Annotated in this window: 22 protein-coding genes, 1 pseudogene and 1 riboswitch; of the genes and pseudogenes, 8 read left to right on the top strand and 15 right to left on the bottom strand. The window is 75.6% G+C overall.

The window, feature by feature from the left end:
- Positions 1-29: 29 nt before the first annotated feature.
- Positions 30-1,664, bottom strand: coding sequence for a phosphoglucomutase (alpha-D-glucose-1,6-bisphosphate-dependent) (gene pgm / locus O2V61_RS10505; RefSeq protein ID WP_269183255.1), 1,635 nt, complete (start codon positions 1,662-1,664; stop codon positions 30-32).
- A 77-nt stretch (positions 1,665-1,741) separates the two neighbouring features.
- Between pgm and O2V61_RS10500 the strand changes: the two genes are divergently transcribed.
- Positions 1,742-5,002 (top strand): DEAD/DEAH box helicase, encoded by a 3,261-nt coding sequence (locus O2V61_RS10500; protein ID WP_269183254.1) that lies wholly within the window; start codon positions 1,742-1,744, stop codon positions 5,000-5,002.
- On the opposite strand, the gene O2V61_RS10495 is transcribed toward O2V61_RS10500, so the two are convergent.
- The 3 genes from O2V61_RS10495 to O2V61_RS10485 all read right to left on the bottom strand — a co-directional run bounded on the left by O2V61_RS10495 (position 4,995) and on the right by O2V61_RS10485 (position 6,776).
- On the bottom strand, positions 4,995-5,375 hold the full coding sequence (locus O2V61_RS10495) for a DUF4190 domain-containing protein (protein ID WP_269183253.1): 381 nt from the start codon (positions 5,373-5,375) through the stop codon (positions 4,995-4,997). The genes O2V61_RS10500 and O2V61_RS10495 overlap by 8 nt on opposite strands.
- A 140-nt stretch (positions 5,376-5,515) precedes the next feature.
- The gene (locus O2V61_RS10490; protein ID WP_269183252.1) at positions 5,516-5,926 is read right to left on the bottom strand and encodes a VOC family protein; all 411 of its coding nucleotides are present in this window, start codon (positions 5,924-5,926) and stop codon (positions 5,516-5,518) included.
- A gap of 4 nt (positions 5,927-5,930) precedes the next feature.
- Positions 5,931-6,776, bottom strand: coding sequence for a helix-turn-helix domain-containing protein (locus O2V61_RS10485; protein WP_269183251.1), 846 nt, complete (start codon positions 6,774-6,776; stop codon positions 5,931-5,933).
- Between the two features lie 91 nt (positions 6,777-6,867).
- Between O2V61_RS10485 and O2V61_RS10480 the strand changes: the two genes are divergently transcribed.
- The gene (locus O2V61_RS10480) at positions 6,868-8,673 is read left to right on the top strand and encodes a SpoIIE family protein phosphatase (protein ID WP_269183250.1); all 1,806 of its coding nucleotides are present in this window, start codon (positions 6,868-6,870) and stop codon (positions 8,671-8,673) included.
- Here the strand turns inward: O2V61_RS10480 and bluB are convergent.
- Both bluB and O2V61_RS10470 read right to left on the bottom strand, forming a co-directional pair.
- Complete coding sequence (gene bluB, locus O2V61_RS10475; RefSeq protein ID WP_269183249.1) at positions 8,670-10,400, bottom strand: 5,6-dimethylbenzimidazole synthase; 1,731 nt, start codon at positions 10,398-10,400, stop codon at positions 8,670-8,672. The genes O2V61_RS10480 and bluB overlap by 4 nt on opposite strands.
- Positions 10,397-11,239: an alpha/beta fold hydrolase gene (locus tag O2V61_RS10470; protein ID WP_269183248.1), complete on the bottom strand. Its 843-nt coding sequence runs from the start codon at positions 11,237-11,239 to the stop codon at positions 10,397-10,399. The genes bluB and O2V61_RS10470 overlap by 4 nt, the downstream gene beginning before the upstream one ends.
- Before the next feature lie 91 nt (positions 11,240-11,330).
- Here O2V61_RS10470 and O2V61_RS10465 point away from each other — a divergent pair, with 91 nt between their 5' ends.
- Positions 11,331-13,112, top strand: coding sequence for a DEAD/DEAH box helicase family protein (locus tag O2V61_RS10465; protein WP_269183247.1), 1,782 nt, complete (start codon positions 11,331-11,333; stop codon positions 13,110-13,112).
- 1 nt (position 13,113) lies between these two features.
- Here O2V61_RS10465 and O2V61_RS10460 read toward each other — a convergent pair whose 3' ends face one another.
- The 5 genes and pseudogenes from O2V61_RS10460 to O2V61_RS10440 all read right to left on the bottom strand — a co-directional run bounded on the left by O2V61_RS10460 (position 13,114) and on the right by O2V61_RS10440 (position 17,073).
- Positions 13,114-13,557 carry a GNAT family N-acetyltransferase gene (locus tag O2V61_RS10460; RefSeq protein WP_269183246.1) on the bottom strand — a complete coding sequence of 148 codons (444 nt, stop codon included), beginning with the start codon at positions 13,555-13,557 and terminating at the stop codon, positions 13,114-13,116.
- A 20-nt stretch (positions 13,558-13,577) separates the two neighbouring features.
- The gene (locus O2V61_RS10455; RefSeq protein WP_269184261.1) at positions 13,578-14,015 is read right to left on the bottom strand and encodes an HNH endonuclease signature motif containing protein; all 438 of its coding nucleotides are present in this window, start codon (positions 14,013-14,015) and stop codon (positions 13,578-13,580) included.
- 27 nt (positions 14,016-14,042) lie between these two features.
- Positions 14,043-14,899: pseudogene (locus O2V61_RS10450) on the bottom strand (DUF222 domain-containing protein); the annotation flags it as partial.
- A gap of 72 nt (positions 14,900-14,971) precedes the next feature.
- The gene (locus O2V61_RS10445) at positions 14,972-16,510 is read right to left on the bottom strand and encodes a flotillin family protein (RefSeq protein ID WP_269183245.1); all 1,539 of its coding nucleotides are present in this window, start codon (positions 16,508-16,510) and stop codon (positions 14,972-14,974) included.
- The gene (locus O2V61_RS10440) at positions 16,507-17,073 is read right to left on the bottom strand and encodes a hypothetical protein (protein ID WP_269183244.1); all 567 of its coding nucleotides are present in this window, start codon (positions 17,071-17,073) and stop codon (positions 16,507-16,509) included. The genes O2V61_RS10445 and O2V61_RS10440 overlap by 4 nt, the downstream gene beginning before the upstream one ends.
- A gap of 122 nt (positions 17,074-17,195) precedes the next feature.
- A riboswitch (TPP riboswitch) is annotated at positions 17,196-17,290 on the top strand.
- Here O2V61_RS10440 and thiM point away from each other — a divergent pair.
- The 3 genes from thiM (at position 17,283) to thiD (ending at position 19,554) form a co-directional block, all read left to right on the top strand.
- Positions 17,283-18,077, top strand: a complete 795-nt coding sequence (gene thiM, locus O2V61_RS10435) for a hydroxyethylthiazole kinase (RefSeq protein WP_269183243.1) — start codon at positions 17,283-17,285, stop codon at positions 18,075-18,077. It overlaps the preceding riboswitch by 8 nt.
- Complete coding sequence (gene thiE, locus O2V61_RS10430; protein ID WP_269183242.1) at positions 18,074-18,739, top strand: thiamine phosphate synthase; 666 nt, start codon at positions 18,074-18,076, stop codon at positions 18,737-18,739. The genes thiM and thiE overlap by 4 nt, the downstream gene beginning before the upstream one ends.
- Positions 18,736-19,554, top strand: coding sequence for a bifunctional hydroxymethylpyrimidine kinase/phosphomethylpyrimidine kinase (thiD, locus tag O2V61_RS10425; RefSeq protein WP_269183241.1), 819 nt, complete (start codon positions 18,736-18,738; stop codon positions 19,552-19,554). Before thiE ends, thiD begins: the two co-directional genes overlap by 4 nt.
- Position 19,555: 1 nt before the next feature.
- On the opposite strand, the gene O2V61_RS10420 is transcribed toward thiD, so the two are convergent.
- Both O2V61_RS10420 and O2V61_RS10415 read right to left on the bottom strand, forming a co-directional pair.
- Complete coding sequence (locus O2V61_RS10420; RefSeq protein WP_269183240.1) at positions 19,556-20,497, bottom strand: tetratricopeptide repeat protein; 942 nt, start codon at positions 20,495-20,497, stop codon at positions 19,556-19,558.
- Positions 20,498-20,558: 61 nt separating this feature from the next.
- A complete protein-coding gene (locus O2V61_RS10415) occupies positions 20,559-21,911 on the bottom strand; it encodes a DNA polymerase IV (protein ID WP_269183239.1) in 1,353 nt (450 codons plus the stop codon).
- 30 nt (positions 21,912-21,941) lie between these two features.
- On the opposite strand from O2V61_RS10415, the gene O2V61_RS10410 reads away from it, so the two are divergent.
- Positions 21,942-22,532: a class I SAM-dependent methyltransferase gene (locus O2V61_RS10410; protein ID WP_269183238.1), complete on the top strand. Its 591-nt coding sequence runs from the start codon at positions 21,942-21,944 to the stop codon at positions 22,530-22,532.
- Positions 22,529-22,987, top strand: coding sequence for a cupin domain-containing protein (locus O2V61_RS10405; protein ID WP_269183237.1), 459 nt, complete (start codon positions 22,529-22,531; stop codon positions 22,985-22,987). Before O2V61_RS10410 ends, O2V61_RS10405 begins: the two co-directional genes overlap by 4 nt.
- A gap of 16 nt (positions 22,988-23,003) precedes the next feature.
- On the opposite strand, the gene O2V61_RS10400 is transcribed toward O2V61_RS10405, so the two are convergent.
- Together O2V61_RS10400 and O2V61_RS10395 are read right to left on the bottom strand one after the other, a co-directional pair.
- The gene (locus O2V61_RS10400) at positions 23,004-23,846 is read right to left on the bottom strand and encodes a GmrSD restriction endonuclease domain-containing protein (RefSeq protein WP_269183236.1); all 843 of its coding nucleotides are present in this window, start codon (positions 23,844-23,846) and stop codon (positions 23,004-23,006) included.
- A 109-nt stretch (positions 23,847-23,955) separates the two neighbouring features.
- The gene (locus O2V61_RS10395) at positions 23,956-24,576 is read right to left on the bottom strand and encodes a hypothetical protein (protein WP_269183235.1); all 621 of its coding nucleotides are present in this window, start codon (positions 24,574-24,576) and stop codon (positions 23,956-23,958) included.
- Positions 24,577-24,630 lie beyond the last annotated feature (54 nt).

Here is a 24,630-nt window from a genome sequence, read left to right as displayed (position 1 = left end):
GGCAGAAATGCCATTTCTGCCCCCGGGCGTCACCTCTGGAGGGCGGCGGAGACGACGGCCTTGGCCTCTTCCCTGACCTGGGCGAGGTGGTCGGGGCCCTTGAAGGACTCCGCGTAGACCTTGTAGACGTCCTCGGTGCCCGAGGGGCGGGCGGCGAACCAGGCGTTCTCCGTGGTGACCTTCAGCCCGCCGATCGCGGCGCCGTTGCCGGGCGCCGTCGTGAGCTTCGCGGTGATCGGCTCGCCGGCCAGCTCGGTGGCGGTGACGGCGTCGGGGGAGAGCTTGCCGAGCGCGGCCTTCTCCTCCCGAGTCGCTGCGGCGTCGACCCGGGCGTAGGCAGACTCCCCGAACCGTTGCGTCAGTGACGCATGCAGTTCCGAGGGGGAACTCCCGGTCACAGCCTGGATCTCCGAGGCCAGCAGGGCGAGCAGGATGCCGTCCTTGTCCGTCGTCCACACCCCACCGTCGCGGCGGAGGAACGACGCCCCGGCCGACTCCTCGCCGCCGAACCCGACCGACCCGTCGAGCAGGCCGGGCACGAACCACTTGAACCCGACCGGCACCTCGACCAGCCGGCGCCCCAGGTCGGCGACGACCCGGTCGATCAGGGAGGAGGACACCAGCGTCTTGCCCACCGCCGTCTCGGCGCCCCAGCCGTCGCGGTGGCTGAAGAGGTAGGAGATCGCCACGGCCAGGAAGTGGTTGGGGTTCATCAACCCGCCGTCGGGGGTGACGATGCCGTGCCGGTCGGCGTCGGCGTCGTTGCCGGTGGCGATCTGGAACTGGTCCTTCGCGCTGATCAGTGAGGCCATCGCCGAGGGGGAGGAGCAGTCCATCCGGATCTTGCCGTCCCAGTCCAGCGTCATGAACCGCCAGGTCGGGTCGACCAGCGGGTTGACGACGGTGAGGTCCAGACCGTGCCGTTCGGCGATCGCACCCCAGTAGTCGACGCTCGCCCCGCCGAGCGGGTCGGCGCCGATCCGCACCCCGGCGCTGCGCACCGCCTCCAGGTCCAGCACCTGCGGCAGGTCGTCGACGTAGGTGCCGAGGAAGTCGTAGGACTGCGCCGCGGCCCGGGCCCGGGCTATCGGGATGCGGCGCACCCCGTCGAGACCGGTGGCCAGCAGCTCGTTGGCCCGCTGGGCGATCCAGCCGGTGGCGTCGGTGTCGGCCGGCCCGCCCGAGGGTGGGTTGTACTTGAAGCCGCCGTCCCGGGGTGGGTTGTGCGAGGGGGTGACGACGATGCCGTCGGCCAGCCCGGAGGTCTTCCCCTGGTTGGCCCGCAGGATGGCGTGGCTGACCGCGGGGGTGGGCGTGTACCGGTCGGCGGCGTCGACCAGCACGGTCACGTCGTTGGCGGCCAGCACCTCCAGGGCGCTCACCCAGGCCGGCTCGGACAGCCCGTGGGTGTCCCGGCCGACGAACAGCGGGCCGTCGTACCCCTGCTGGGCGCGGTACTCGCAGATCGCCTGGGTGGTGGCCAGGATGTGCGGCTCGTTGAACGCGCCGTCCAGCGAGGAGCCCCGGTGCCCGGAGGTGCCGAACGTGACCTGCTGGGCGACGTCGTGCGGATCCGGCTCGACCGTGTAGTACGCGGTCACCAGGTGCGGGACGTCGACCAGGTCGGAGGGCTGGGCCGGCTGGCCGGCGCGGTCGGAGCTCATGCGTTGATCTTCGCGCCGAGCGCCCGGTCACCGCGACCTGGGCCACCGGTGTCGGTGCCCCGCCGTAACCTGGCCGGGTGTTCGGTGACTGGCGGGAGATGGTCACCGACGCGGCGTTGACGGACGCCGTCGGCGCGGACGTGCTCGACCGGGCCCGCCCCTACGTCGCCCGCGGCGTCCTCGACGTCCGGCTGGCCGACGACGCACGGCGGTTGACCGGTCTGGTCCAGGGCGGCGCACCCGAGCCCTACCGGACGACGGTGGTGCGCACCGACGGCGGCCGGGTGGGCTGGGCCGGGGCGTGCACGTGCCCGGTCGGCGACGACTGCAAGCACGCGGTCGCCGTCCTGCTGTCGCTGCGGTCGAGCCTGAGGGCGTCCCCGGTGGCGAACGGGTGGGAGCAGGAGCTCGAGGAGCTGGTGGCCGCGGCCGCCGACCGGCGGCCGCGCACCGCGGTGCCGATCGGGCTGCAGTTCGAGCTGGTCGAGCAGGCCCCCGGGCAGGGGCGGAGCTCGGTCGGCGCACCGGGCACCCGGCAGCGGTTGGTGCGGCTGCGGCCGGTGGTCCCGGGCAAGCGGGGGCAGTGGGTGCGCACCGGGATCTCCTGGCGGCAGCTGCAGTACGACAACAGCCGGGCCGGCTGGGACCCGGCGCACGTGGCCTCCATGCGGGCGCTGCACGCCACGCACCAGGCCGCGCGGAACCAGTTCTACTCGTACGCCCCGGTCGACGTGTACCTGCACGAGTTCGGCCCCGGGCTCTGGCGGCTGCTGGCCGAGGCGGTGGCCGACGGCGTCCCGCTGGTGACCGCCGACCGTTCCCCCCGGCCGGTGGTGCTGGCCGAGGCCGAGGCGGACGTGGCGGTCGACCTGCGCGACAGCGGCGACCGCACCGAGCTGTCCGCCGTCCTGCGGGTCGACGGACGATCCGTCGCCCCCGCCGCGCTCTCCTTCCTCGGCATGCCCCCGCACGGGGTCACCGTCGACGGTCCGGCCCGGGACGAGGCACCCGACGGTGCGCCGGGCCTGGTGCTCGCCCGGCTCGACTCCCCGGTGCCCCCGGTGCTGGCGGGCCTGGTCGCCCGGGGAGGCGTCATCGGCATCCCGGCCGGCGACGTCGACCGGTTCCGCCGCGACTTCTACCCGGGGCTGCGGCAGGCCGTGCCGGTGATCTCCGCTGACGGCTCGGTGGAGATCACCGACGTCCCGCCCCCGCGGCTCGCCGCCGAGGTGCGCTACCCCGGTGACGCGACGGTGACGGTGGCCTGGTCGGTGCGCTACGCCGACCGGTCCTACACCCCGGGCACGGAGGCCGGCCCGGCCGACGGCCGCGACCTGGCCGCCGAGGAGCTGCTGGTCGAGGGGCTGCCCGGCCCCGTCGGTGGGGTCGCCGAGCTGTGGACGCCGGAGCGCCGGCTGGCCGCGCGGGTCGAGCTGGCCGGCATGGAGGCGCTGGAGTTCACCACCGAGGTGCTCCCCGCACTGCGTGCCGACCCCGGCGTCGACCTGACCGTGGTGGGCACCCCGACGTCCTACCGACAGACCACCTCCGCGCCGCAGATCAGCTTCGCCGCGCGGGACAGCCGGGAGTCCGACTGGTTCGACCTCGGGATCACCGTGACGATGGACGGCCAGCACGTGCCGTTCGCGACGCTCTTCTCGGCGCTGGCCGCCGGGCGCACCCGGCTGGCGCTGATCAGCGGCACCTGGTTCTCCCTGCAGCGCCCGGAGTTCGAGCAGCTGCGACTGCTGATCGAGGAGGCCCGGGAGCTGCGGGACCTGCCCGGGGACGAGGTGCAGGTCAGCCGCTTCTCCGCCGGGCTCTGGGAGCAGCTGCTGGGGCTCGGGGTGGTCACCGAGCAGAGCGATCGCTGGACCCGTGAGGTGCGAGGGCTGATCGACGCGGAGACCGCGGAGCCGCCGCCCGTACCGGCCGGCCTGGTCGCCGAGCTGCGGCCCTACCAGCGCGAGGGCTACGGCTGGCTGTCCTTCCTCTGGGACCACCGGCTCGGCGGGGTGCTCGCCGACGACATGGGCCTGGGCAAGACGCTGCAGACCCTGGCGCTGCTGTGCCGGGCGCACGAGGCCGGTGAGCTGGACGCGGCCCCGGTGCTGGTGGTGGCGCCGACCAGCGTGGTCTCCACCTGGACCCGGGAGGCGGCCCGGTTCGCCCCCGGGCTGCGGGTGGTGGCCGTGGACGAGACCGAACGGAAGGCCGGCACCACGCTGGGCGACCGGGTGGCCGGCGCGCACGTCGTCGTCACCTCCTACGCCCTGTTCCGGATCGACGCCGACTCCTGGACGTCGCTGTCGTGGCGCGGGCTGGTGCTGGACGAGGCCCAGTTCGTGAAGAACCACCAGGCCCGCACCTACCAGTGCGCGCGGATGCTGCCGGCGCCGGTGAAGCTGGCGCTGACCGGGACGCCGCTGGAGAACAGCGTGATGGACATCTGGGCGCTGATGTCGATCGTCGCGCCCGGGCTCTTCCCCGACCCGGAGCGGTTCACCGAGTTCTACCGGATCCCGATCGAGCGGGACGGCGACGCGGAGAAGCTGGCCGTGCTGCGGCGGCGGATCCGCCCGCTGATGCGCCGCCGGACCAAGGAGATGGTGGCCGCCGAGCTGCCGCCCAAGCAGGAGCAGGTGCTCGAGGTCGTGCTGAACCCCCAGCACGAGAAGCTCTACCAGACCCACCTGCAGCGCGAGCGGAGCAAGGTCCTCGGCCTGGTCGAGGACATGTCGAAGAACCGGATGACGATCTTCCGGTCGCTCACCCTGTTGCGGCAGCTGAGCCTGGACCCGGCGCTGATCGACCCGGCGTACGCCGACGTCCGCTCCAGCAAGGCCGACGCCTTCCTGGACCAGCTGCGCGAGGTCGTCGCCGAGGGGCACCGGGTGCTGGTCTTCAGCCAGTTCACCCGGTTCCTCGGCTCGATCCGCGACCGGCTGACCGCCGAGGGCATCGACTGGGTCTACCTGGACGGCCGGACCCGGGACCGGGACGCGCGGATCGAGGAGTTCCGCACCGGCGGCGCCCCGGTGTTCCTGATCAGCCTCAAGGCCGGCGGCTTCGGGCTCACGCTCACCGAGGCCGACTACGTCTTCGTGCTCGACCCCTGGTGGAACCCGGCCAGCGAGGCGCAGGCGGTCGACCGGGCGCACCGGATCGGGCAGGACAAGACGGTGATGGTCTACCGGCTGGTGGCCGTCGGCACCATCGAGGAGAAGGTGATGGAGCTCAAGGCGCGCAAGCAGGCCCTGTTCTCCCGCGTCGTCGGCGACGGCGCGCTCGCCTCAGGGGCGCTCACCGCCGACGACGTCCGCGGCCTGTTCAGCTGAGGCCGGCCGCGATGGCCAGCACCAGGGGGATGGCGAGGACGCCGATGCCGACCCAGCCGAGCACGATCCCCGCGGTCGCCATGCCGTCGCCGCCCTCACCGCGCTCGCGGATCTGCTTCTTCGCCACGTAGCCGAAGACCAGGGCCAGGATGCTGCCGATCCAGTACAGCCAGACGATGCCCAGCACCATCGAGGCGATGGCGAGCCCGTTGGTGCGCTGCGGCGGCGGGTAGCCGTAGCCGTACGGGGGCGGACCGTAGGGCGCTCCCGGCGGGCCGTAGGGCGGACCCGGCGGAGGACCGTAGGGCGGACCGTAGGACGGGGTCCCGTGCCCCTGCGGACCCGGGTGCTGACTGCCGTCGTCCTGGCTCATCTGCTCGTCCCCCGTGATCGCCGCGCGTGCGGAGCCGCCCCGACGGGCCGGACGCCCCCGACCCTAGGAGCCGATCGGCGCGGCGGACAGCCCCGACCCTCCCGACGGATGAGCCCGGCGCCGGTCGTGGAGCGAAGGGCTCAGCTACGGCGCGGCTCGCCTCGGTAGCTCCCTACGCTCCACAGGTTGCCCTCCGGGTCGCGGACGGCGAACTCGCGCCCGCCGTGGTCGGTGTCCTGCAGTGGCCTGAAGACCTCGGCGCCGGCTGCGACCGCGCGATGGAACAGCACGTCGACGTCGTCGCTCACCAGGTAGCAACCCGTGCTGCCCGGGGCGACCGTCCAGCCACCGTCGTCGCGCACCGAGCCGAGCATCACCCCGCCGCCGGGCGGCCAGTCCAGCTGGGCGTGGTGCACGACGTCGCCCTCGCCGTACACGGCGGTCTCCTCGAAGCCGAGGGCGTCGACCAGGAAGCGGATGACCGCCCGGGCGTCCCGGGCCCGGAAGGCGGGCCAGACGGTGGGCGGGGGAGCGGTTCGGGTGTCGGTCATGGGCTCAGGGTGTCGACACCGACGTCCGGCTGTCTTGGACGAATCCGAGCTCCGCGACCAGCCACCGGGTCGGCGGGAGGCCACTGAACGCCCGCCACTCGCGGGTCAGGTGCGCCTGGTCGGCGTAGCCGGTGGCGACGGCGAGCGCGGCCAGGTCGGGCGGGCCACCACCGGCAACCCGGGCGGCCAGCGCCCGCCGGGCCCGGTCGAACCGGACGACGCGGGCCGCCTCCTTCGGGGTCAGCCCGGTCTCGGCGCGGAACCGGGTGAGCAGGTGCCGCTCGGACCACCCCACCCGCCCGGCCACGTCGGCGACCCGCAGCCGCCCGCCGGAGGCGAGGGTCAGCCGCCAGGCCTGGACGACCTCGGGGGCCGGCGCACTGTCGGCCTGGAGCCGGCGGAGGAGGACGTGCTCCAGGGCCGCGAACCGGCCGGCCCAGTCCGGCGCGGACCGCACCCGATCGACCAGCTCGGCGCCGTCGGGGCCGAGCACGTCGGCGACCGGGCAGTCGAGAGAGGCCAGCGTGCCCGCCGGCAGACCGAGCAGTGCCCGCGCGCCCAGCGGGCTGAGCGCCAGCTGGACGCCGGCCTGCCACCCGGTCTGGGTGATCAGCGCCGGACGGGTGTGCAGCCCGCCCAGCAGCGCGTCGTAGCGGCCCGGTGCCTGCTGGGGATCGGGGTGCGCGGCGAGCACCAGCGGCTCGTCCAGGGTGACCACGAAGGTGAGGGACGGCGAGGGCAGCCCGCGGTGCACCCCCGACGCGGACCCGCCGTACCGGTAGCCCACCGCACCGGCCACGAACGGGCGCAACGCCGGGTGCAGCCGGGCGTGCACCCACTCGTCGGTCACCGGACCAGGATGCTCCCCCGACCGTCAGCCCCGTCGTGTTCACTGCTGTTGTGCACACTCCGATCCCGGCAGCTCCTCCGCGTCCTGCCCGGTGACCGGTCAGCAGATCGTCAACGCCCCCGAACGGGTGGCCGCCGTGCGCGCCACCGACCTGCTCGACGGTGCTGCCGAGGAGTCCTTCGACCGGCTGACCGCCCTCGCCCGGCGGCTGACCGGGGCGCCGCTGGCCCTCCTCACCGTCGTCGACGACGAGCGCGCCTACTGGCTGAGCCACCAGGGCATGGCCCCGGACAGCCCGGGCCAGACCACCGTCGAGGAGTCCTTCTGCCAGCACGTGCTGGACGGGAGCTCGATGGTGCTGGTCGACGTGGCCGCCGACCAGCGGACCCGGGACATCACGTCGATCGGGGGCGTGGGCGTCCGCGCGTGGGCCGGCTTCCCGGTGTACACCCCGGACGGGCAGGTGCTGGGCAGCTTCTGCGTGGTCGACACCGACGTCCACGAGTGGACCGCGGACGACGTCGAGCTGCTGGAGGACCTCGCGGCCATCGCCTCCCGTGAGGTCGCGCTCCGGGTGACCACCGCCCAGGCCGAGCAGGCCCGCGCGGAGGCCCGCGCGGAGGCGGACCGGGCGGCACTGCTGTCCCGCATCGGCGATCTGCTCACCTCCGGGCTGGAGCCCGCGGGCGTCTGGCAGGCGATCGCCCGGCTGGCCGTCCCGGCGCTGGGCGACCTCGCCTACGTCTGCATCGTGGAGCGCGACGGCAGCCTGTCGCCGGTCGCCGTCCGCCACTCCGACCCCGAGCAGCTCGCCGTCCTGGAGGAGTGGGTCCACGGCGCCGGACGCCGGGTGGGGGAGGCCTCGGGCCCGGGTCACGTGGCCGCCACCGGCCGGGTCGAGCTGATCGACGTGCCCTCCGGCGCTCCGCTGACCACCGCCCAGGAGGACGCCGCTGCCCGGCTGGGGGTGCGCAGCGCCCTGGTCGCGCCGCTGACCAGCCGCGGTGCGGTGATCGCGGTGCTGCTCGTGGCCCGGACCGGTGCGGCGGCGTCCTACACCGAGGTCGAGCAGGAACTGGTCACCGCGATGGCCGACCGCGCCGCACTGGTGGTGGAGAACGCCCTCGCCTACGCGTGGCAGCGGTCGGTGTCGGAGACGATGCAGCGGGCGCTGCTGCCACCGGTGCTGCCCCGGCCGGAGAACCTGCAGCTGGCTGCCCGGTACCAGCCGGCCGGGGACGCCCAGCTGGTGGGCGGGGACTGGTACGACGCCTACCTGGACGCGCGGGGCGCCACCAGCTTGATCATCGGCGACGTCGCCGGCCACGACATCGAGGCAGCGGCCACGATGGGCCAGCTGCGCACGATGCTGCGGATGGCCGGCCACGACGGCACCACGGCCGCCGGCGCCGTGCTGACCGCCGTGGACGCCGCCTGCGACACCCTCGGGCACGGGGTGTTCGCCACCGTCCTCGTCGCCCAGATCGCGCGCGATCCGGGTGCCGACCGGACCGTCCGCTGGTCGTCGGCGGGGCACCCCCCACCGCTGGTGCTGCACGCCGACGGCCGGGTCGACGTCCTCACCGACCCGGTCGGGCTGCCGCTGGGCGTGCTGCCCGACCAGCCGCGCCCCGAGCACCGCTGGGCGCTGCCGGCGGGCTCCACCCTGCTGCTCTACACCGACGGCCTGATCGAGAACGGTGCCGGCCCGGGCGGCGCTCGGGACCTCGACCAGGGTCTCGGGCGCCTGGTCGACGTGGTCTCCGACGCCGCCGGCCTGGGGCTGGACGAGCTGTGCGACCGGGTGGTCCAGACGCTGCTGCCCGCCGCCGGTGCCGACGACGACGTCGCCCTCATCGCCATCCGGGTCGACGCCGCACCGGCCGACCCGCGCTAGGAGCCGACCCGGGCGGTCTCCCGGCGCAGCCGCAGCCCCTGCAGCAGCAGCCCGGCAGCGAGCACCGCGCCCACCCCCTCGCCGGCGCGCAGCCGCAGGTCCAGCAGCGGCTCGCAGCCGAGGGCCTGCAGGACGGCGTCGCAGCCGCGTTCCCGGCTGCGCTGGCCGGCCACCAGCGCCGACTGCGCCGCCGGCTCCAGCAGGACGGCGACCAGCGCGGCGACCGCGGTGGCGAAGCCGTCCAGGACGACGACCGCCCCGGCCTCCGCCGCCCCCAGCACCACCCCGGCGAGCACGGCCAGCTCCGGACCGCCCAGCTCGGCGAGCGCGGTCTGCGGGTCCAGGCCGGTGCCGGCCCGGGCCAGCGCCGCCGCGACGACGTCCCGCTTGCGCTCGACCATGGCTGCGTCCGCCCCGGACCCGAGCCCGGCGACGTCGGCTGGTTCCACGTGCAACAGTGCGGCGGCCAGGGCGGCGGCGACCGTGGTGTTGCCGACGCCGACCTCGCCGAGCGCGACCAGCCCGGCCCGCCCGTGCTCGGCGCCCAGCGCCCGGCCGGCCGCGAGCAGCGCCGCGGTGTCCGCAGCCGTCATCGCCGGCCCGGTCACCAGGTCCCCGCGGGCCCCGGCCGGCCGGGCAGCGACCGCCCCGGGCACCGCAGAGCCGGCGACGCCGGCGTCCACCACGACCAGGCCGAGCCCCGCCGACCGGGCGGCGGTCGCCCCCAGGGCCACCCCGGCGACCGCGGCGGTGGCGACGTCCCGCGTGGTCGAACCCGGGTAGGCCGAGACGTGGTGCGCGGTGACCGGGTGGTCGGCGGTGGCGAGCAGCAGCACGCCCCCGGTCAGGTCGCCCAGGCCCAGGGCCACCGCCCGGGCGACCGCGCCGTCCAGCACGCCGAGCGACCCCGGTGGGGTGAGCAGCCGGTCGGCGTCGTCCCGGGCGCCGACGACCGCAGCGGGTGCGGGGCTGCGCAGCCGGGACGGCGGCGGTGCGGGCGCGGCCTCCTCCGCCGGCCACCGGTCGGCCAGCACGACGTCGGACAGCGGCTGCCGGCGCGACCAGGCGGCCCGCTCCAGGCCGGGGGCCGGCGGGCGCTCGTCGGGCCAGCCCAGGCACAGCCAGCCGAGGGTGACCACCCCGTCGGGCAGCCCGAGCAGGTCGGCGAGCTCCTCGGGCCGGAACAGCGTCACCCAGCCGACGCCCAGTCCCTCCGCCCGGGCGGCCAGCCACAGGTTCTGGATCGCAGCTGCGCAGCTCCACAGGTCGGCGTCGGGGAAGGTCGCCCGGCCCAGCACGCCGGCCGCCGGCGTCCGCCGGTCGCAGCAGACGACGACGCCCAGCGGCGCCTCCCGTACCCCGGCCAGCTGCAGGTCCAGCAGCCGGGCGGCGGCGTCCGGGTCGAGCTGGGCGGCCTGGCGCAGCCGCTCCCGGTCGGTGAGGACGGCGGCGGTGTCCCGGATGCCGGCGTCCCGGACGACGACGAACCGCCACGGCTGGCTGTGCCCCACCGACGGCGCCTGGTGCGCGGCGGTGAGCACCCGGGTCAGCACCTCGTCGGGCACCGGGTCCGGCCGGTACCGCCGGACGTCGCGGCGGGCCTCGACCGTCCGGTACAGCCCGGCCCGGTCGGCCGCCGGCAGCGCCCAGCCGGCGGGGTCGGCGGCCCGCTCGGACGCCGCGGTGCCGTCGCCGATCAGCGGTACCGGCCTGGGCCAGGTGGTCATCCCTCGACCTGCGCCAGGAACCGGCGCACGGTCTCCAGGAAGACCTCGGGCTGTTCGGAGTGCACCCAGTGCCCGGCGTTCTTCACCCGGACCAGCCGGGTCGTCGGGAAGAGCTCGTCCATCCGCGGCCGGTCCTCCTCCAGCACGTAGGTGGAGTTCGCCCCGGCGATCCAGAGCACCGGCCCCTCGTAGCTGGCCCCCGGCGGCGGGTCGGGGAACCGGCGCAGCTCACCCAGGTCGCGGGCCAGGGTCTCCAGGTTCAGCCGCCAGCGCCAGCCGTCGCCCTCCCCGACGCCGTCCCGGACCAGGCTCTGCAGCAGGAAGGACCGCACCATCGTGCTGGGGACGGCGGCGCGCAGCGCCTGGTCGGCGTCCTCCCGGGTCTCCAGCTCCTCGAGGTCCATGCCCTGCATGGCGGTGATGAACGCGGCGAACGGTGAGGCCTCCTCGTCGGGGTCCTCGGTGCGACCGCCGGACTCGGGGTAGTCGGTCGGGGCGATGTCGACGACGACGAGGGCGCGCAGCAGCTCGGGCCGGCGCAGCGCCAGCTGCATCGCCACCTTGCCGCCCATCGAGTGCCCGACCAGCGTCACCGGCTCGCCCAGCTGGGCCAGCTCGGCGGCGACGTACTCGGCCATGTCGACGTAGTCGACCCGGTCGGTCCACGGCGAGTGCCCGTGGTTGGGCAGGTCGAGCAGGGTGACCCGGTGCCCGTCGGCGGCCAGCGCCTTCGCGATCGTCGTCCAGTTGCGGCCCTGGCCGAACAGGCCGTGCACGAAGACCACGCGGGGCCCGGAGTCGCCGACCGTGCGGGCCGACAGGCGGATGTCCTCGGTCATGCGCTGATCGCAGCACATGTCGCTGCGCCTGGGTGTCGGTGGGCGCCCGTAGCGTCGCCGGGACCGGTCGTCGACCCCCAGGAGATCCCCCGTGCCCGGACGCCGACGGCGCCCCACCAGCTCGACCCGCAGCAGCACCACGCGGACGACGACGACCACCCGGAAGGCCGCACAGCGGAAGGCAGCCGCCCGCAAGGCTGCGCCGAAGCTGGCCGCCGAGCTGCCGGTCGCCGGGCCGGGGGAGCGGGTCTGGGTGCTCGCCGTCCCGTTCCGTGCGCCGGCGCCGGGCGCGAGCTGGCACGCCGGCCTGTCCGCCCACGTGTACGTGGGCGCCACACTGCCCGCGGCGCTGGCGCCCTACGACCCACCGCCGCACAGCCTGGAACGGTTCCTCGAGGACGAGCTCAACGCCGAGCCCCGCCCGGTGCCGGCGGGCCGCCCGATGTCGCCCCGGCCGGAGCAGCTCACCGGGGCGGCGGTCATCGCCGCGCACGAGGCCGCGGGTGGGCGGATGTTCCTGCTCGGCGACGACCCGGGGGTGGGCAAGACCGGCACCGCGATCCTGGCCGTCGCGCAGATCGCCGCGCGGCGGCCGGTGCGCACCGTGCTCGTCGTCGCCGATCGGCCGGCCGCGATCACGGTGCCGCACTGGGCCCGCTCGATCGCGGCCTTCGGGGGCGCTGCAGCGCAGGGGCAGGGCCTGCGCTGGTGCGTGACCACCTGGGACCGGCTGGGCAAGGTCGCCGGGCTGACCAAGGCCACCGGCGCACGGTTCGACGTCGTGATCGCCGACGAGGCGCACATGGTGCGGCACACCACCACCCAACGGTGGAAGCACTGGAAGTCGGTGTCCGGCGCCGGCCGGGTCAAGGACGCGCCCTACGTGCTGCTGGCCACCGCGACCCCGGCACACACCCCGCTGGAGCTGCCCTACCTGGCGCCGCACTTCGCCGCCGTCCACGGGGAACCGCTGAAGGAGTGGGCCGACCTGCCCAGCCGGCTCGCGGCGCACGGGTTCCACGTGGAACGTGCCCGCTACGGCTGGAGCTGGACCGAGGACGCCGACGAGCGCCGGGCCGACCTGACCCGGCTGCGCAGCTGGCTGGCCGACACCGACCCGCCGGCCACGCTGCACCGCCCTGCCCCGTGGGGTCCGGTGTCGGTCACCGGCACCCCGGTCGAGCTGACCCCGGCCGAGCGGGCGCAGTACGAGGCAGAGTGGTCGGAGTTCCGTGCGGAGATGCAGCTGGCCCGCCGGAAGCGGGAGACCGCGCGCGGCCGGGCGGCGCTGCTGCGGTTCCGGCAGAAGGCCGGGCTGATCCGGGCGGCGGCGACGGTCGACTGGGTGAAGGCCCAGGTGGAGGCCGACCGGCAGGTCGCGGTGTCGGTGGAGTTCGTCGAGACCGCCGCCGACCCGATCCGGGAGGCCCTGCTGGACGGCGGCGTCGCCGTCGCCTCGATCTACGGGCGGGACCGCTTCGACGTGGAGGCCGAGCGGCTGCGCTTCCAGAGCGGGGAGGCGCCGGTGTGCGTGTTCACCGTGACCGCCTCGATCAGCCTGCACGCCGGTGAGGTGCTGCCCGGGGGCCGTACTGCGTCGACCACGCCGCGGGTCGGGCTGTTCCACCAGCCACGGTTCTCCGGGATCGCTGCCCGGCAGGTCACCGGCCGCACGCACCGGGACCACCAGGTCTCACCGTGGCGGGTCGCGTTCGCGCAGGACACCGTGGAGGAGGACGTCGCCCGGGTGATGGTCGAGCGGCTGGCGGTCACCGGCTCGACCGCCGGCGGCGACACCGCCGGGCTGCAGCAGATCGCCGAGCTCCTCGACGCCGACTGGCTGCCGGCGACCTCGCTGACCGGCGCCGACTGAGTCAGCCGGCCAGCTGCATCGGCAGGTGCGGGATGCCGTCCTCCACGTAGTCCGGTCCCGAGCGGCGGAACCCGAACCGCTCGTACCAGGACTCCAGGTACGCCTGCGCGCCGATGTCGATGCGCCGGCCCTCGCACAGCTCGATGCCGCGGGCGACGAGCTGGGCCGACAGGCCCCGACCCCGGGCGCCCTCCGCGGTGGCGACCCGGCCGATGGCCCGGTCCGCACCGTTGTGCAGCACCCGGATGGTGGACAGCACGGTGCCGTCGTCCGCCTGGTGCCAGAGGTGCACGGTGGTCGGCTCGGCGTCCCGGCCGTCCAGCTCGGGGTACGGGCAGGCCTGCTCCACGACGAAGACGTCGACCCGGAGCCGCAGGATCCCGTAGAGCTCGGCGGGGGTCAGCTCGGCGAAGGCGGCCTCGCGCAGGGCGGGTGCATCGGTCACCGGTGCATCGTCGCAAGCGGTCAGGACGCCGCCCGCCGCAGGTGATCGCGGTGGGCCAACAGCGCCCAGACCACGTGCCCGAGATCCATCCGTTCACCACCGGCCGGCCAGGCATCGGGCAGTGCGGCGTCCGGCACCAGGGTCAGCAGCGGCCGCGCCGACGTGGCCTCCTTCGCGGGCAGGCCGGCCGCGAAGGCCTCGTCGGCCGGGCCCCAGATCCGTCGGCCGTGCCGGTCGTGGGCGACGAGCTCCCGACCCCGGCGGTCCAGCACCAGACCCTCGTCGTGCACCAGGCCGTGGTCCACGTCGCAGAGCAGCACCATCGCCGACACGTCGGTGCGGCCACCCAGCCGCCACGGGGTGAGGTGGTGGGCGTGCAGCCGTTCGATCCGGGTCTCGGTGCAGCCCGGCCGGGCACAGCCGCCGTCCCGGGCCAGCAGCGCCCGCCGCTGCGTCACGGTGGCCAGCCGCCGACGCCGGCCGAGCGCGAGCGGCTGACCGTTCCGCTCCACGATCACCGTCAGCGCCGCCTCGCACGCCATCCGCCGCACCGGGCGGCGTCGTCGGCCAGGACGTCGGCGTCCACGTGCACCACCACCTCCCGGCGCGGCGGGTCGCCCGCCCGTCGTCCGGTGTCGGCGGCGACCTCGGCCAGCTGGGCCAGCGCCCGGCAGCGCCGCGCGCTCATCCGTTCCCGCGGGAACGTCTCGGGGTCCGACGGGCAGTCGGTGCCGGCCGCGGCGGCGGCGGCAGCCTCCCGGGTCGCGGCGGCGCGTTCCCGACGGGCGGCGCGCTCGGCCAGCGACTCGACCGACGCCAGCAGCGCAGCACCGGCTTCCCCGTCCATCCGGACCTGCAGCACGAGCATCCCGTCGCCGTCCCAGTGCCACTGGAAGGACCGCTTCTCCGCGACCAGCTCCTCGTCCACGGCGTCCGAGCGACGCCAGGCCCGCACCACCCGCTCCACCTGGGACGCCGTGGCGTGCCGCGCCAGCTCCACCAGCTCGATCTCGGTGCCGGCGTCAGCGACCCGGGTGATCGCCCGGACCTTCGAGTAGGACAACCGCCCCGTGGCGAACGCATCCGCCGTCACCGGCAGCGAGCCCAGCGCCCGGGCGACCCGCACGTGCTCCCGCGCGGCACCGGGGCTCATCCCGCACTGCCAGGCCAGCCAGTGCGCGCAGCTCGTGACGCCGACCTCGCCCCAGCCCTCCCGGGCGTCGAACTCCGCCACCAGTCGAAGCCAGGTAGCGGTCGCCGCCGCCAGCCGCACCGCCCCCGACCGGATCTCTCGCGCCAGCTCCTCGACCGACAGCTGCACCGAACCGTCCTGCACCGTCATGACTGCACCCATGACGCGACGCTACGACCGAGGTACGACAGAACCCGCAGCTCAGCGGCCCGGGGGCGATGATCAGTGCCGGGTCGGCTCCGCGCCGTTGCCGTCGAGTGGCACCCGGGTGACCGGCGCGGCGTCGCCGACGCTGTCCGCAGCTCCGCTGCCCAGCCGCCTCAGCAGTGCACCGACGTCCAGTCCGGTGAGGTCACCGGACAGCTGCAGGCCCTGGGCGACGTTGGCGGCCACCGACCGGCCGAGCGAACCGGCGCCGTCGGCGGAGATCACGGTCATCTTGTCCACCCCGGCCAGCGGGGCGGACGCCGCGGAGACCACCTCGGGCAGCACCTTGACCAGCATCTCCAGGATCGCTGCCTCGCCGTAGTTGGCGAAGGCGTCCGAGCGGGCGTCCATCGCAGCGGCCTCGGCCTGCCCGCGGGCCAGGATCGCCGCCGCATCAGCGGCGCCCTCGCGCTCGACGGCGTCGGCGACGGCCTGCCGCCGGAGCTTCTCGGCCTCACCGCGCTTGGCACCCTCGATGGCCTCGGCATCGGCGAGGGCCGAACGCCGCGCCCGCTCGCCCTCACCGGAGAGCCGCGCCTGCTCGGCCGCGGCCTGGGCGCCGGCGATGGTGGCCTGGCGCTGGGCCTCGGCGGTGAGGATGGCGGAGTTCTTGCGCCCCTCGGCCTCCTGCTCCACCCGGTACCGCTCGGCGTCGGCCGGTCGGCGGACCTGGGTGTCCAGCTGCGCCTGGGTCAGCATCGCCGTCCGCTCGGCGACCTTCTCCTGGGCGGCCAGCACCTCCTGGTCCTGGGCGGCCTGGGCCAGCGGCCCGGCGGCGGCGGCCCGCGCGGTGGCGGCATCGGTCTCGGCGGTGATCTCGGCCTGCTTCAGTGCGAGCTGGCGCTGGGAGATGGCGATCGCCTCGTCAGCCAGCAGCTGCTCCTGCTGGGCTGCCTGGCGGGCGCGCGCCTCGGCGATGCTCGCCTCCTTGAGCACCCGGGCGGCCTCCGGGCGACCGAGGTCGGCGAGGTACGTGCCCTCGGCCTGGATGTCCTGGAGCTGGAAGGTGTCCAGCACGAGCCCCTGCCCGGTGAGCGAGGACTCCGCCTCCTCGGCGACCGCCGAGGCGAAGGCGGCCCGGTCGCGGATGATCTCCTCGATGGTCAGCCGACCGACGATCGACCGGAGGGCACCCGCGAGCACCTCGGAGGTGAAGGTGTCGATGCCCTCCTGCTGGGCCAGGAAGCGCTGGGCGGCAGCCCGGATGGCGCCCTCGTTGCCGCCGACCTTGACGATGGCCACGCCCTCCAGGTCGCACTTGACCCCCTGCTTGGACACCGCACCGCGGATGGCCACCGGGATCCGCCGGCTGGACAGGTCGATGGAGTGCAGCTTCTGCACCACGGGCAGCACGAAGACGCTGGCGCCCATGACCACCTTCTGGCCGGACATGTCCCGGCTGACCGCGCCCGCGGAGTCGGTCACCGAGCGCCCCTGCCGGCCGGTGACCAGGAAGGCCTGGTTCGGCCCGGCCACCTTGATCCGGCTCAGCACGAGCAGCACGAGCAGCACGACCAGCGCGGCGATGCCGCCGAGGGCGTAGAGCAGGGTCATGGGGTGGTTCCTCCGGGGCTGGAAGGCGGGTCGAGCGGGCGGTCCGGTGCGGTGGAGACCACCTCGACGGAGGTGTCGGTCGGGGTGTCGACGACGTACACGGGGGTGCCGGCAGGCAGGGGGACCTCGCTGCGGGCGTGGTACTTCAGCTGCTGCCCGGCGACGCTGAGCCGGACCTCGCCGAGACCACCGGCGGGGACGCCGGAGACGACCACGCCCTGGGCGCCCAGGAGCCGGCTGCTGGTGAGGGTCGGTTCGGTCGGCATGTCCCGGAAGGCAGCGGAGAGCCGGACGGCGCCGGCGCTCAGCGGGAACGCGACGAGCAGGCCGCCGAGGACGGCGAGCAGCACGGCAACCCCACCGGTCAGGTCCGGCAGCAGCGCGGTGACGGCGGCCCCGCCGAAGCCGATGCCGCCGACGAAGGCGGCGATCGCCGGCAACGAGAAGGGCCCGTCGGCGTCGCCGTGCCCGAGGTCGCCGACGTCGCCCAGCACGAGGGCGAGCAGCAGCACGAGCACGCCGACCCCGCCGGTGGCGAGGAAGGCCACCGCGATCGGGTCCACGTGACCTCCCCAGGGGGTTCCGGAGGCCGAGACTCGCAGGTCAGACGCTGATGATCAAGTGCCGTTCCGGTTCGCGGGCAGGAGCTGACCCCGCCGGGTGAGGTCGGGCGGTGTTAGCGTCGCGGGCTGACACGGGGTGTCCCACCTGGGGACTGAGAGCACACCCGTCGAACCTGCTCCAGTTGGTACTGGCGAAGGGATGTCACGCGATGGACGTCATCGACCTGCGCACCGCCCGCACGGCGCTGCTCGACTCCGCACCCCTGGTGCACTGCCTGACCAACACGGTCGTGCAGACGATCACCGCCAACGCGCTGCTGGCGATCGGCGCGGCCCCGGCGATGGTCGACGACCCGGCCGAGGCCGGCGAGTTCGCCGCCGTCGCCTCGGCAGTGCTGGTCAACGTGGGCACGGTGCAGCAGCGCACCGCCGAGGCGATGCGGCTCGCCGCCCGCACCGCCACCGACGTGGGCACCCCGTGGGTGCTGGACCCGGTGGCCGTCGGCGGACTCACCTTCCGCACCGAGCTCGCCGCCGACCTGGTCGAGCTGCGCCCGACCGTCGTCCGGGGCAACGCCTCGGAGGTGCTGGCCCTGGCCGGCGCCGGCAAGGGCGGCCGCGGCGTGGAGAGCACCGACTCCCCGGAGGCCGCGCTCGAGGCGGCCGGGGAGCTGGCCCGGCGGACCGGCGGCATCGTCGCCGTCAGCGGCCCGGTCGACGTCGTGACCGACGGGGACCGGGTCGTCCGGGTGGGGGGCGGGTCCCCGCTGCTCACCCGCACCACCGGCGCCGGCTGTGCGCTGGGTGGCATCGTCGCCGCCTACGTCGCGACCACCGGTGACCCGCTGACCGCCGTCGTCGCCGGCCACGCCCACGTGGCGCTGGCCGCCGAGGCCGCCGCCGGGCTCGCCGCCGGGCCGGGCACGTTCGCCGCGCTGTGGCTGGACGCGCTCGACGCGGTCGACGGCGACGCGCTCGCCCGCGCCGACGTCCGCACCTCATGAGGGCCGGCTTCGACCCGCGGCTCTACCTGGTCACCGACACGCTGCTCTGCGCGCCCCGGTCGGTGCCCGAGGTGGTCGCCGCGGCCGTCTCCGGTGGCGTGACCGCCGTCCAGGTGCGGGACAAGACCGCGGGCCGCCGCGACCTGCTCGCCCTCACCCGCGCGGTGCAGGACGCGCTCCGGCCGACCCCGGACGTGCGGCTGTTCGTGAACGATGCCGTCGACGTCGCCCTGCTCACCGGGGCCGACGGCGTGCACGTGGGCCAGGACGACCTGCCGCCCGCCGACGTCCGCCGGCTGCTGGGCCCGGACGCCCTGATCGGCGTCTCCGTCGGCAGCGCCGCCGAGCTGGACGCCGTCCTGGCCCTCCCCGCCGGCACCGCGGACCTGGTGGGCCTGAGCCCGGTCTGGTCGACCCCCACCAAGCCGGACGCCGGCGCCGCCCTGGAGCTCGACGGCACCCGGGCGCTGGCCGCCCGCGCCCGCGCCGGGGGGCTGCTGTCGGTGGCCATCGGTGGGATCTCCGCCGCCACGGCGGCAGCCGTGGCCGGCACCGGGGTCGACGGCATCTGCGTGGTCTCCGACATCTGCGCCGCCGCCGACCCGGCGGCCGCCGCCCGGACCCTGCGCTCCGCGATGGCCGGGGAGCTGGTGGCCCGATGACCGCCGCCGTGGCGCTCACCGTCGCCGGCAGCGACCCCAGCGGCGGCGCCGGCATCCAGGCCGACCTCAAGACCTTCAGCGCACTGGGCGTCTACGGCACCGCAGTGCTCACCGCGCTGACCGCGCAGAACACCCGCGGCGTCACCGGCGTGCACCAGGTGCCGGCCGGCTTCGTCGGCGATCAGCTGGCCACGTTGTGGGACGACGTGACGGTGCACGCCACCAAGCTCGGCATGCTGGGCACCGCCGACGTCGTGCGGACGGTCGCCGCGGCGCTGGCCGGCCGCCCGGGCGGGCCGGTGGTCTGCGACCCGGTGATGGTGGCGACCAGCGGCGACCGGCTGATCTCGGCGGATGCGGTCGACGCCGTCCGCACCGACCTGCTGCCGGTGACCGACCTGCTCACCCCGAACGTGCCCGAGGCCGCGGCCCTGCTGGACGTCGCACCGGCGACGACGGTCGAGGAGCTGGCCCCGCAGGCCCGCGCGCTGCTGGCGCTGGGGCCGGCGGCGGTGCTGCTCAAGGGCGGGCACCTGGGCGGGGAGGAGAGCGTCGACGTCCTGGCGACCGCGGCCGGGGTGCTGGAGACCCGGCGCCCCCGGGTGCGGACGTCGTCCACCCACGGCACCGGTTGCACGCTGTCCTCGGCGCTCGCCGCGCTGGCCGCCCGTGAACGGCAGGCCGGGAACGAGCTGGACTGGACGCCGCTGGTCGACGAGGCCCGCGACTACCTGCAGGCCGCGCTCCAGGCCGGGGAGTCGCTCGGCGTCGGCTCGGGGCACGGGCCGGTGCACCACTTCGCCGGGCGCTGGTAGGTCAGCCCTCCTCGGCGAGGACCTCGCGCAGCACCCGGGCGGCCAGCTCGTCCCCGCCGGCGGCGGCGATGGAGAAGTGCTCGACGGCCGTGTCGACGTCGCCGGTCTCCAGCAGCAGCACCCCCAGGTCGTGGTGGGCGTGCAGGTCACCGCCCTCGACACCGGCCCGGTAGGCGGCCTCGGCGGCGACGGCGTCGTCCAGCTCGTCGCGGTAGAGGTTGCCCAGCGGCAGCCAGCTCGCGAGCTCGCCGCGGGCCGCGCCCCGCTCCAGCAGCACCCGGGCCTCCTCGACCCGGCCGGTGCTGCGCAGCAGGTCGGCCAGGGCGGTCCGGGTGTGCGGGTGGTGGTCGGCGCCGGACCGCAGCTCGGGCTCCAGCGCGAGGTCGCGGCTCTCCTGCCAGCGCCAGCAGGCCAGGGTGGCGCGGGCCACCGGGTTGCCGGCGTCCGCGGCGGCCTGTGCCCAGTGCCAGGCCGCCAGCTGCCGGCCGGAGGACCGCAGCAGGTACGCCAGCTCCAGCGCCGCCGGGTGCGCACCGCGCTCGGCGGCCATGCGGAACGCCCGCTCGGCCTCCGGTGCCCGGTCCTGGCCCTGCAACGCCTCGCTCAGCGCGGCCCAGCCACCGGCGTCCCCGCGGTCCACGGCGGTCCGGGCGGCGGCCTCCGCCTCCGACCAGCAGCCCAGCCGCAGCAGCGCCCGCGCCAGGTCGAGCCAGGCGGCGTCCTGCCCGGCGTCGGCCGCCCGGCGGTGCGCCACCGCAGCCTCCGCCCAGCGCCCGAGCACGCCCAGGCAGGCGCCCAGGTGGCGGAGGGCCACCGGGTCGCCCTGCGCCGCCGCCGTCCCGAGGAGCTCGACCGCCCGCTCGTGGTCGCCCAGGTCGGCGAGCGCGCACCCCCGGTCGACGAGGACGTCGACGTCAGGGGTGTTCTCCGGGTCCAGGGGCACGTCGGCAGTCTGTCGTGATCATGGGCTCGGGCGCATGCCCCGAAGGGGCGGGGCCACCCGTTCAGGGGGTCCAGTCCGGCGGATCGGCCGGTTGCAGGTCCGGGTCGTCGGCCACCAGGGTGCGCACCGGCCCGGGCGTCGTGCGCGGGCCCTCGAACCGGACGGTCACCCGGTTGAGCCCGCTGCCCCACACCCAGCCCGACCCCAGCTCCGGGTGGACGACGTCCTGCCCCGGGTACCAGACGACGACGGCGGGCCCCGGCGCCGGATCGGCCGGCAGCTCCACCGGCTCGCCCGGCTCGACGGCATCGGCCGGCTCCACCACCTCGGCCGGCTCGGCGACCTCGGCGAACAGGTCGCCCTGCGCGTAGGGCGACAGCCCCGAGACGCCGACGCCGAGCAGCCGCAGGCCGCCGCTGCGGTCGACGGCGCCGAGCAGCCGGTGGGCGATCTCGGCGATCTGCCGCGGGTCGTCGACGGCGTGGGCCAGGGTCTGGGAGCGGGTGAGGGTGCTGAAGTCGTAGCGGCGGACCTTCAGCGTCACGGTGCGCCCGGAGGTGCCCGAACGCTGCAGCCGGCTGCCCACCCGGGTCGCCAGCGCCTGGATCTCGGCGGCGAGCCGGGCCGGGTCGGTCAGGTCGCGGGCGAAGGTCTCCTCGGCGCTGACCGACTTGGCCTCCCGGTCGGTGATCACCGGCCGGTCGTCGTCCGCGCGGGCCAGCCGGTATAGCCCGGCGCCGTGCGCCTGGCCGACCAGGCTGGTCAGGTCGACCAGCGACAGCCGGTGCAGGTCACCGATGGTCTTCACCCCGATCTGGGCCAGCCGCTCGGCGGTCGCCGGCCCGACGCCACCGAGCGCGCGCACCGGGAGCGGGTGCAGGACAGCGAGCTCCTGCCCGGGCGGGACGACGGTCAGCCCGTCCGGCTTGTCCAGCTCCGAGCCGATCTTCGCCACCGCCTTGGAGGTGCCGATCCCGACCGATCCGGTGACCCCACCGGTGGCGACCGCGATCCGGGCCTTGAGGTCGGCCGCCAGCGCGGTCACCCCGGGGACCGACAGGTCGTGGTCGCCGGCGGCCAGGTCGACGTAGGCCTCGTCGATGGACACCGGCTCGACCAGCGGGGACAGCTCGCGCAGCAGCGCCATCACCACCTCCGACGTCCGCTTGTAGGCCGCGAAGCGGGTGCCCAGGAACGCCGTGCCGGCCGGGCACAGGCGCCGGGCCTCGATGGTCGACATGGCGCTGCGCGCGCCGAACGCCCGGGCCTCGTAGGACGCGGTGGAGACGACGCCGCGGCCACCGGTGCCACCGACGACGACCGGCCGGCCGCGCAGCGAGGGCTTGTCCCGCTGCTCGACGGCGGCGAAGAAGGCGTCGAGGTCCAGGTGCAGGATGCTGGGCTCCCGACGCACGCGTCCATGATGCCGCGCGATGATGACCGCATGGTCGAACAGAGCAGCTGGAGCCGGATGTCCCAGGCGGACCCGGCGCACTCCACCGCCTACGTCGAGCGGTTCCGCCGGTTGGCCGCCGAGGGCATGGACCTGGCCGGGGAGGCTCGGCTGGTCGACGCGCTGCTGCCCCGCGGCGCCCGGGTGCTGGACGCCGGCTGCGGTCCCGGGCGGGTCGGCGCCGTCCTGTTCGACGCCGGGCACGAGGTGGTGGGGGTGGACGCCGACCCGGTGCTGATCGCCGCTGCCGAGGTCGACCACCCCGGGCCCCGCTGGATCGTCGGCGACCTGGCCGAGCTCGACCTGCCGGACCCGTTCGACGCGATCGTCTGCGCCGGGAACGTGATGGCCTTCCTGGCACCGAGCACCCGCGGCGAGGTGCTCCGCCGGTTCCGGACCCACCTGCGCCCGGACGGCCGGGCGGCGATCGGCTTCGGCGCGGGGCGCGGGTACCCCTTCGAGGAGTTCCTGGCCGACGCCGAGAGCGCCGGGCTGACCCCGGACGTGCTGCTGTCCACCTGGGACCTGCGGCCGTCCTCACCGGACGCCGACTTCCTGGTCGCCGTCCTGCGCCCGGCATGACCCTCCTGCCCGACCCGGCGACCTTCTCCCGGCGCGCGGAGCAGCCGTCGGCGGGCCGGACCCGGTTCATCGCCACCGGTGCGCAGACCCGCGGGGACTTCGGGCTGTTCGAGGTGACCATGGCCCCGGGCGGCAGCGGTCCCGGGCCGCACCTGCACCGCACGTTCAGCGAGTCGTTCCACGTGCTGGAGGGGTCGTTGGCGGTGCTGGCGAACGGCGAGTGGACGACGGCGCACGCCGGCGACCTGGTCTACGTGCCCCGTTCCGGGGTGCACGGGTTCCGGTCCGTGGGCACGGACGTCGGGGCCCGCTTCCTCATCCTGTTCACCCCGGGCATCCCGCGGGAGGAGTACTTCACCGGGCTGCTGGAGCTGCACGCCGGTGGGCGCACGCCGACGACGGAGGAGATCGACGCCTTCGCGCTCCGGCACGACCAGCTCAACCTGCGCGACTGAGGCGTGCGGCGGCGGGTCATTCGCAGGCGGTGCCGTCCCCGTCGCCGTCCATCGCGTCGGACCACCCCGGGTCACCGCGGTGCAGGGGTGCGGCGCCGGCCGCCCGGGCGGCGTCGCAGTTGGCGAAGGGCTCGACCGCGGTGGGCGTTCCCGCGGGAACGCCCACCGCGGGTGACGTCGGGACCGGTTCGCCGGGGCAGGTGTCCAGCACCCGGGCGATGGCGTCGTGCTCGGCCGGGGTGACCCACAGCCCGTAGCCGGCCTTCACCGCGACCTGCCGGGCGACGTAGGCGCAGCGGTACCCGCGGTCGGCCGGCAGCCAGGTGGCCGCGTCGCCGTCGCCCTTCTGCCGGTTCGCCGAGTAGTCGACGGCCAGCAGGTTGAGCGGGTCGTTGGCGAAGGCGGTGCGGCGGGCCTCGTCCCACGCGAAGGCGCCGGTCTGCCAGCCGTTGCTGAGGGCGACGACGTGGTCGATGTCGACGCTGCTGCCGTCGCCCTTCTGGAAGGCGATGGTCTGGCCGGTGTAGGGGTCGACGAGGGCGCCGCTGACCACCACGCAGTCCTGGGTGCCGGGCCGGAACTGCTCCTCGGTGAGGTCGCGGGCCAGCACGTCGTTGCGGGTGTCGCAGCCGTTGCGGTCGACGTCGGCCCAGGTGGCGCCGAACTCGTCACGGTCGTACCCGGTCTTCGCTGCGCGGCCCTTCACCGGGAGGGTGGCCAGCACGTCGGCGGCGGAGGCGGACTGCTGGGCGGCCTCGGAGACGGCGTCGGCGGCCGGGGTGGCCGGGGCGTCGGCCGGGGCGCAGGCGGCGGTGCCGAGGACGGCGAGCGCGGCCAGTGCGGTGATGCGGTGTTTCACGTGGAGCCCCCGGGAGTCGGCCAGCCCCGACGGTAGGTTCCGCGATCCTGGATCCGGGGACCTGCCGGGCGCGCCGGGCGACGTGTCGCCGCCCGGCGCGCAGGCGGGATCAGCCCCGGCCACCCCGGCCGTTGCCGTTGCCCTGGCCGTTGCCGGCTGCGTCGCCGGTGCTGGCGACCTCCGCGGACTCGGCCACCTCGACGCTGTCCGTCTCGGGCGCGGGCTCGGTGACGGGCTCGGTGACGGGCTGCTCCTTGCCCGCCTTGCTGCGTGCTGCCGAGGAGACGGCCCGGCCGTGCTCCCGGCCCGACTCGAAGCTGGAGTGGGCGACGGACGAGACGGCCTCGCCGTGGTTGGCCGGGGCCGGCACCTCGGGCGTCGTGGGCTCCTCGACGGGCTCCTCGACGGGCACCTCGGTCGGGTCCTCGGTCGGCTCCGGCGTCGGCTCGGTGGTCGGGTCGGTCGGCTCCGTGACCTCCGGCTCGGGAGCCTCGGTCGGCTCGGCGCTCGGGTCGGACGTCGGCGTCGCGACGTCGGTGGGCTCGTCGGCGCCGGTCGGCTCCGTGGTGCCCACCTCGGCCACCGTCGGCTCGGCGGCGGCGGTGACCACCTGGGTGGTCACGGCAGCACCCCCACCGGCCACGACGACAGCCGTTGCGCCGGCGGCCACCTTGGCGGCCAGTGAGGCGGAGACGGCCTTGGCGAGCAGGCCGGAGAAGAGCGAGAACACAGGTGACCTCCAGGTCGGGGACGGAGCGTTGCCTGGAGCATCGGCAGCAGGGCG

Source organism: Modestobacter sp. VKM Ac-2985 (assembly GCF_026967925.1).
Classification (GTDB): domain Bacteria; phylum Actinomycetota; class Actinomycetes; order Mycobacteriales; family Geodermatophilaceae; genus Modestobacter.
The sequence above is the reverse complement of the archived record's forward strand: the minus strand, read 5'-3'. Positions and strand labels throughout refer to the sequence as shown.

Coding starts and splice junctions, on each gene's coding strand:
- pgm (WP_269183255.1), bottom strand. CDS start 1,664: ATGAGCTCCGACCGCGCCGGCCAGCCGGCCCAGCCCTCCGACCTGGTC.
- O2V61_RS10495 (WP_269183253.1), bottom strand. CDS start 5,375: ATGAGCCAGGACGACGGCAGTCAGCACCCGGGTCCGCAGGGGCACGGG.
- O2V61_RS10490 (WP_269183252.1), bottom strand. CDS start 5,926: ATGACCGACACCCGAACCGCTCCCCCGCCCACCGTCTGGCCCGCCTTC.
- bluB (WP_269183249.1), bottom strand. CDS start 10,400: ATGACCACCTGGCCCAGGCCGGTACCGCTGATCGGCGACGGCACCGCG.
- O2V61_RS10470 (WP_269183248.1), bottom strand. CDS start 11,239: ATGACCGAGGACATCCGCCTGTCGGCCCGCACGGTCGGCGACTCCGGG.
- O2V61_RS10445 (WP_269183245.1), bottom strand. CDS start 16,510: ATGACCCTGCTCTACGCCCTCGGCGGCATCGCCGCGCTGGTCGTGCTG.
- thiM (WP_269183243.1), top strand. CDS start 17,283: ATGGACGTCATCGACCTGCGCACCGCCCGCACGGCGCTGCTCGACTCC.
- thiE (WP_269183242.1), top strand. CDS start 18,074: ATGAGGGCCGGCTTCGACCCGCGGCTCTACCTGGTCACCGACACGCTG.
- thiD (WP_269183241.1), top strand. CDS start 18,736: ATGACCGCCGCCGTGGCGCTCACCGTCGCCGGCAGCGACCCCAGCGGC.
- O2V61_RS10410 (WP_269183238.1), top strand. CDS start 21,942: ATGGTCGAACAGAGCAGCTGGAGCCGGATGTCCCAGGCGGACCCGGCG.
- O2V61_RS10405 (WP_269183237.1), top strand. CDS start 22,529: ATGACCCTCCTGCCCGACCCGGCGACCTTCTCCCGGCGCGCGGAGCAG.